The organism is Collimonas sp. (assembly GCF_044339385.1).
Lineage (GTDB): Bacteria > Pseudomonadota > Gammaproteobacteria > Burkholderiales > Burkholderiaceae_D > Collimonas.
On sequence record NZ_JBIIVN010000140.1, the window covers coordinates 1 to 7,030 of the forward strand.

At 54.0% G+C, this 7,030-nt stretch carries 6 protein-coding genes; 1 reads left to right on the top strand and 5 read right to left on the bottom strand.

Annotation, left to right across the window (positions count from 1 at the left end; translation table 11 throughout):
- Nucleotides 1-194: 194 nt before the first annotated feature.
- From msrP to ACIQ0R_RS10110, 5 genes are all read right to left on the bottom strand, one after another.
- On the bottom strand, nt 195-1,175 hold the full coding sequence (gene msrP, locus ACIQ0R_RS10090; RefSeq protein ID WP_395826781.1) for a protein-methionine-sulfoxide reductase catalytic subunit MsrP: 981 nt from the start codon (nt 1,173-1,175) through the stop codon (nt 195-197).
- Nucleotides 1,176-1,260: 85 nt separating this feature from the next.
- The gene (locus ACIQ0R_RS10095; RefSeq protein WP_395826783.1) at nt 1,261-1,929 is read right to left on the bottom strand and encodes an HAD family hydrolase; all 669 of its coding nucleotides are present in this window, start codon (nt 1,927-1,929) and stop codon (nt 1,261-1,263) included.
- A gap of 4 nt (nt 1,930-1,933) precedes the next feature.
- Nucleotides 1,934-3,079, bottom strand: coding sequence for a c-type cytochrome biogenesis protein CcsB (ccsB, locus tag ACIQ0R_RS10100; protein WP_395826785.1), 1,146 nt, complete (start codon nt 3,077-3,079; stop codon nt 1,934-1,936).
- A gap of 87 nt (nt 3,080-3,166) precedes the next feature.
- Nucleotides 3,167-5,296 carry a cytochrome c biogenesis protein ResB gene (locus ACIQ0R_RS10105; protein WP_395826787.1) on the bottom strand — a complete coding sequence of 710 codons (2,130 nt, stop codon included), beginning with the start codon at nt 5,294-5,296 and terminating at the stop codon, nt 3,167-3,169.
- Between the two features lie 66 nt (nt 5,297-5,362).
- Nucleotides 5,363-6,028, bottom strand: a complete 666-nt coding sequence (locus ACIQ0R_RS10110) for a c-type cytochrome (RefSeq protein ID WP_395826790.1) — start codon at nt 6,026-6,028, stop codon at nt 5,363-5,365.
- Between the two features lie 217 nt (nt 6,029-6,245).
- Between ACIQ0R_RS10110 and yihA the strand changes: the two genes are divergently transcribed.
- Nucleotides 6,246-6,917 (top strand): ribosome biogenesis GTP-binding protein YihA/YsxC, encoded by a 672-nt coding sequence (gene yihA / locus ACIQ0R_RS10115; RefSeq protein ID WP_395826793.1) that lies wholly within the window; start codon nt 6,246-6,248, stop codon nt 6,915-6,917.
- Nucleotides 6,918-7,030 lie beyond the last annotated feature (113 nt).

Genomic DNA, 7,030 nt, shown 5'->3' on the forward strand with positions numbered 1-7,030 from the left:
AGCATTCGACGCTTGGCTATCGTTCACCCTGCCAGTATTTAGATGACTGGCTCACTGAGCAACATCAGGAAAAACAGGCGGCATAAAAGCCACCTGTTGGAAGACGAAAAATCGAGGGAAGCTCAAACAGAATGACCTTGAGAGTTTTGAACTGCCTTGGCGTGGGATTAAACATGTTGGATATTCCGCAAATCTCAAAAATATTTTTTCAAATCCATACCGGCATAGAGCGGCGCAACATCGCTGTAGTCGTTGAACATCAATGTCTTGCGCTTCTTGGTGAAGAAGCCGTCTTCGCCGATGCGGCGTTCGGTCGCCTGCAACCAGCGCGGATGATCGACATCTGGATTGACGTTGGAATAAAAGCCGTATTCACGCGCAGCAGCGATATTCCAGGCGGTTCTCGGCTGATCTTTGACGAAACGGATCTTGACGATCGATTTGGCGGATTTAAACCCGTATTTCCACGGCAACACCATGCGTACCGGCGCACCGTTCTGGTTCGGCAGCACCTGCCCATACATGCCAAAAGTCAGCAGCGCCAGCGGGTGCATTGCTTCGTCGATACGCAAGCCTTCGACATACGGCCATTCCAGCACAGGGCTGCGCAAACCCGGCATTTGACGGTTATCGGCGAGCGTCGTGAATTCGACGTATTTGGCGTTGCCGGTCGGTTCCACTTTTTTGATCAATTCAGACAGTGAATAGCCAATCCAAGGAATCACCATCGACCAACCTTCGGCGAAGCGCAAGCGATAGATACACTCCTCGAGCGGCGCCAGCTTAAGCAGGCTGTCGATATCCAGCGTCACCGGCTTCTTGATTTCACCTTCAATCGAGACGGTCCAGGGCCGGGTTTTGAGGCTGCCGGCATTTTGCGCCGGATCCGCTTTATCGGTGCCGAATTCATAGAAATTGTTGTAGGTGGAGGCATCCTTGTACGGCGTCGCCTTGCCCATCACAACATAGGCAGGATTGGCCTTGGCCGCCAGTTTTTGCGGCCCGCTCGCCTGCGTCCAGGCGTCACCGCCAGATAACTCCAGCAATGAGCCGGCGCCAACGGCACCGACCGCAACCTGCTTGATAAAGCTGCGGCGCGACTCAAATATTTCGCGTGGGGTGATTTCGGAGGCGAACGGAAGATCGATTCCGTTGGGGCGACGATAAAGCGGCATGAAAAACTCCTGTGAGATTTGATGGGGCTGTAGACCTTAGTCAAGCCAGCCGATCATTCCTTACAGAAGTACAAACAAATTCCGCTTATCCGGCAAGATCGATATGATCGTGCAACTCTGCCAGTCGGGAAATTACTTTGGCCTGCTTGGGAAGGTTCGGCTCGACCTGCTCCGGCTGCAATACAAACACCAGCATACCAGCAGCTACGCCGGCCTGCACGCCAGGGAGACTATCCTCGACCACCGCACAGCGGGATGGCGCAACGCCCGTCTTGCTGGCGGCATGCAGGAACAGATCCGGCGCCGGCTTCCAGGAGCCGACCTCGTAGGCGCTATAGATGCGGCCTTCAAAATAAGGTAACAGCCCGGTGACGCCGAGCGACAGTTCGATCTGCTGCAACGGGCCGTTAGAGGCCAGGCAGAACGGCACTCGCAACGACTGCACCAACTCCAGCGCGCCTTCGATCGGCTGCAGGCGTTGATGCAAGTGATGTGCGATACGTTGGCGCAAGACCTTGGCGGAATCGGCCGGTAACGGCGCACCGCGCATGGCTTCAATCTCAACGATACAGTCTGCCATACGGCCGCCCTTGAAGCGGATCAGCGCTTCGTCGAACGACAATTGGGTACCCAGTTCAGCCAGATAATCGACCAGCACCTCAGTGGCGACGGTCTCACTGTCGACCAGTGTGCCGTCACAATCGAAAATCACCAGATCGACTGGCGTGAGGTTTTCCGGCTTGACCTTCCTCATCTGCTTACAGTTCTCCGTATGAATGGAGGCCAGACAAGAACATATTCACGCCCAGGAAAGCAAACGTCGTGACCAATAACCCGATCAGCGCCCACCATGCAGCAACCTGGCCGCGCAAACCCTTCATCAAGCGCATGTGCAGCCATGCCGCATAGTTGAGCCAGACGATCAGCGCCCAGGTTTCTTTCGGGTCCCACGACCAGTAACCGCCCCAGGCTTCTGCCGCCCACAAGGCGCCGAGAATGGTGGCAATAGTGAAGAAAGTAAAGCCCACTGCAATTGCCTTGTACATCACATCGTCCAGCACTTCCAGCGCCGGCAGACGATCTGCCAGGTAGCCGCGCGATTTGAGCAGATAGGCCACTGCCACCATCGCCGACAACGCAAAAGTACCGTAGCCGATGAAGTTGGCAGGCACGTGGATCTTCATCCACCAGCTCTGCAGCGCCGGCACCAGCGGCTGGATTTCAGCGGCATCGCGCGACACCATGTACCACAACAAGAAGCCGACCGCAGCCGAGATCACCAGCAGCACAAAGGCGCCCAACTGGCGGGTACGATAGTGTTGTTCGTAGTACAAATAAAACAAGGCAGTTATCAGGCTGAACAGCACGAACACTTCATACAGATTGGAAATCGGGATGTGGCCGATATCGGCGCCAATCAGATACGACTCGTACCAGCGCACCAGCATGCCGGTGAAACCCATCACTACCGCCGCCCAGCACAGCTTGGAGCCGACCGAGGCGCCGAAATCTGAGCGCGTAATCAGGCCGCCCCAGAAAAACAGCGTAGACAGAAAAAACAGCGTACTCATCCACAAAATCGCCGACTGGCTGGAGAGCATGTATTTAAGGAAAAATTTCTGATTGGCCATATCGAGCACACCACCGTACAGCGCAATCGCCGACAACGACAACACGGCCAGCAATGCCATCAGCCAGCGCACCGATTTCCAATGCCAGCCGAGCCAGGCGAACGTCGGCACGGCTGGCACCAACACGGCTTTTTCGTAGTAGTCCATGTAGCTGCCGTACTGGCTCAACGCGAACAGCGAAGCAGCCATCAGCGCAATAGCGAACAACCAATCGAGTACCGACAGCCGCTTGATAAAGTGAGCGGGTGGGGCGTAGGTTTGCGTCAATTCCATCATTCTCTCCATTGTATGGCAAGCAAACCCAGACAGTTATGCCACCATCCCCGCGCTGACAAGGACGACGGCAAATCCGGGATTACGTCAAGCTTCCGACTGTTTCAATTGGGTTTTCAACACTTCAAATTCATTTTCGAAATCGAGCGTCTTGCGCTGCGAGCTCATTGCCATCAACGCGTGCGACTGACCGCTGTCATCCGTACTCGGCCGAATCCAGACCCACAACCTGCGTTCGCGCACGTACAGCATCGAGAAAACACCAAGCACCAGCAACAGGCAGCCCAAATACACCACCTTTTTGCCAGGCGAACGGGTAACCTGGAATACCGATGCCTTGATTTCGTCAAAGCCCGTCATCTGCAGATATACAGGCGCATTATAGAAGCTGGCATCCGACAGTGCGGTGGTGCTTAATTGCAAGAAGTGCGAATGCTTTTCATCCTCCGACATCTCCTTCAACCCATCTTTCTGGCGTGCCACTTGCCACAAATCCCACATGCTGCCGTTCAGTATCTTCATGAAAATATCTGCGGCTTTTTCCTGCTCCTGCGGCGGCACCTGCTCCAGGAACTTGGCAATGGCCACATAACCGGCTTCCTTGCCATCTCCGGCAAACAGCGACAGACCGCGCAAAGCCGATTGTTCCAGCTGCACGCGTAACGCGGCTATGCCTTCACGGCTTTCCGGGATGGCACGCTGCGCATAGCGACGCGCGGCAGCAGCGCGCAATTCCGGATTCTCCAGCGCCGCCCGCAAACGCATCCACTCGCCGACCGTATCGTCGTCGTCGGCGGGAATCCGCAAATATCGGAAAGGCTCGTCTGGCATATCACGCACGCCGGCCAAAAATACGTAGTCATCATCCACCTTGATGGACTGCATGTAATTGCTGAATTCGCGCGCCTGTCCGGTCTTGTCGCGCAATTTGTATTGCACGCTTGGGCCGACGTTCTTCAGATCTTTTTTATTCGCGCTTTTAGCGGCGTTGCCAAGATGGCTGCTCAAATCGTCGCGCAGGCGCTGGTTGATGCTTTTCTTGGTCACGGCGCGCAAATCGTCGCCTGATTGTGCCATATTCTCGACGTTAAACGGGCGAAAACCAGACCACTCAATCGTGTAGTCAGTATTGCCATTGCTTGCTAACGGCGTAGCGCCGTTGACTTCGCCTGTCAGTGGGAAGCTGGTCTGGCTGACGCCAACCATAGGGTAACCAGTCAGTTTGAGCTTGGTGCCGCCATCCTCAAAACTCGACTGATAGACCGCAATCCCTTTGTAAATCAAGGGCTCGTTGACCTTGATAGTGGCCGAGAATGTATGGCCGTCAGCGTTATCGCGGATCACGACTTCGCTGGCAAACAACTTCGGAATGCCGGTGCTATAGAAATCGATGATGAATTTTTTCAGCTGGATCGTGAATGGCAGGTCCTGAATCATTGCGCCGTCTTTCTGCGCAATGATGGCGGAGCTACTGGTGGAGCCTTCCGGAATCAGCGTATTGCCGCGAAAAGACGGATTCCCGAGGCCGAGGCGATGCTCTGCCGGAATTTCAGCAATGACGCCGTTACCGCTGAACGGCGTCTTGCCATAAATTAGCTGCTGCGCCCGGATCAGCAAATCGGAGTCCAGCAAGCCGCCCAGACAGATGATCACGATCGCACTATGTGCAAAGATATACCCCCATTTGTTGGCGGCACCTTGCTTGGCGCTGATCAGGATGGCGTCGTCTTTCGCTACCAGCTTGGTCTTATAACCCTTGGCGACAATCCGCGCTTGCAATTGCTGCGCCAGCAACTGCGGCATCACTGCCGACGTCCACTCCGCCTTATGATGAAAATTGCGCAACGACTGCTCGCGAACATTCTCGCGCCAGCCACGCATGTCCTTGAGCATCTTCGGCGCATTTCGGGCGATGCAGAGCGAGGTTGAAACCACCAGGAACGTCATGATAAGCAGAAACCACCATGACGAATACACGGAGTACAGCCCCAGTTTGCCGAAAACTTCGAACCAGAACGGACCGAACTGGTTGACATAGTTAGACATCGGCTCATTCTGCTTGAGTACGGTGCCGATTACTGATGCGATAGAAATAATCGTCAGCAAGCTGATGGCAAAACGCATCGAAGACAATAATTCGACTGCATCGGCCAGCCAGCGGCGGCTGGTCTTGATCTGTATCCCTGCGGTGCTGATTTCGTTATTACTTGTACTCATGACAAATCAATCTTTTTCAAGGGACAAAGGCGCGACATGAGCCACCCCTTTATTCGCGCTTTATTATTATTTGAGCCCTGCGATGTAATCGGCAACTGCCTTCATTTCATCGTCCGACATACGCTTGGAAATCGTTGTCATCATCGGGCCGTTCTTGCGAGCACCTGTCCGGAAATTGATCAGTTGAGACACAGTATAGTCTTGGTGCTGTCCACCGATCCGCGGGAACTGGTTAGGGATGCCGGCACCATTGGGACTATGGCAACCGGCACAAGCCGGAACGCTCTTCTCGGCAATGCCTGCACGATAAATTTTCTTGCCCAGCTCCAGCGTGGCCGCATCCTTGGCGGCACCGGGCTTGGCAGGTTGCGCATCCAGATAAGCTGCGATGTTCTTCATTTCATCATTCGTGAGCAGCTTGGCCATCGGCGACATGATCGGATTGCTTCGATCTGAGCCCTGGAAATTGGATAACTGCTTATGAATATAGGCGGCGTGCTGGCCACCCAATTTAGGATTCGAGGTGATGGTCGATGCGCCAGCCGCACCGTGGCAGGAGATACAAGCTGTGATGTTACGAGCTGGGTCGCCGTTTGTGTAAAGTGCTTCACCCTTGGCTGGATCGGCTTTAACAGGAACGGCTTTCGCTTCTTCGGCTGCATAGGCAACGGAGCAAAAGGCCAGTACTGCAACGAGGAGAGACTTCACTACTGGAAAAAACGCACGGTTCATTCACACACCCTGAGTGACTTGTTTTCTAAAATTCTGCCCTAACGATAACGGCGAAAATACGATATATCCGCCCACCGCTTAAAGCCGATTGCCGAGTCTCCTATGAACCTCAGTTGCACACATTACGCAGACAACCTCAGCACCAGTACATAACCCTTTATTGTACAATAGCTTTCCGGCATTTTCGCCTTTCCCTACTGCAATTTCTGCTCACTCCATGTCCCTACTTTGGCAAGCCCGCTTCTTCACCACGGTCAATCATCTTCGTGACTTGCCAACATTGCAAGCTCCAGAGATCGCTTTTGCTGGCCGCTCCAACGCCGGCAAGTCGACCGCCATCAACCTGCTGTGCAACCAGAAAAAACTGGCATTTGCATCAAAAACCCCTGGCCGCACGCAACATATTAATTATTTCTCGATCGGCGGTGCGCATGTCGCCCAACACCGCAAGGACGAAACCAAGATCGACGAAATCCGCGCCTTGCTGGTCGACCTGCCTGGTTATGGCTATGCCGAGGTTTCGGGTTCGGCTAAATTACATTGGCAGCAGTTGTTGGGCGATTACGTCCGGCGCCGCCAACAACTTGCCGCGCTGGTGCTGATCGTCGATTCACGCCGCCCGTTCACCGAACTGGACGTACAAATGGTGGAATGGTTTGCGCCGACCGGCAAGCCAATTCATTGCATTTTGAGTAAATGCGATAAACTCAATCGCAATGATGCGACCAACGCACTGCGCCAGGCCCGTACTTTCCTGGCCAGTTACGTCGATGAAAACAATCAGCAACTACCTTTCACCGCCCAATTATTTTCGGCATTGAATCGCAACGGATTGGAAGAAGCGAACGGCCGCATTCTGGAACTTGCCGGACTGACGGCTGCTGATTGAGCTTCCCCCGAAATTTAGTCTTCCATAGGTAACGTAAAATCAACGATCCTTTGGAAAGACCAGCAATGAAGAAGATACCAAAACAGATGTACACGGCGGAGTTCAAGGAGCTA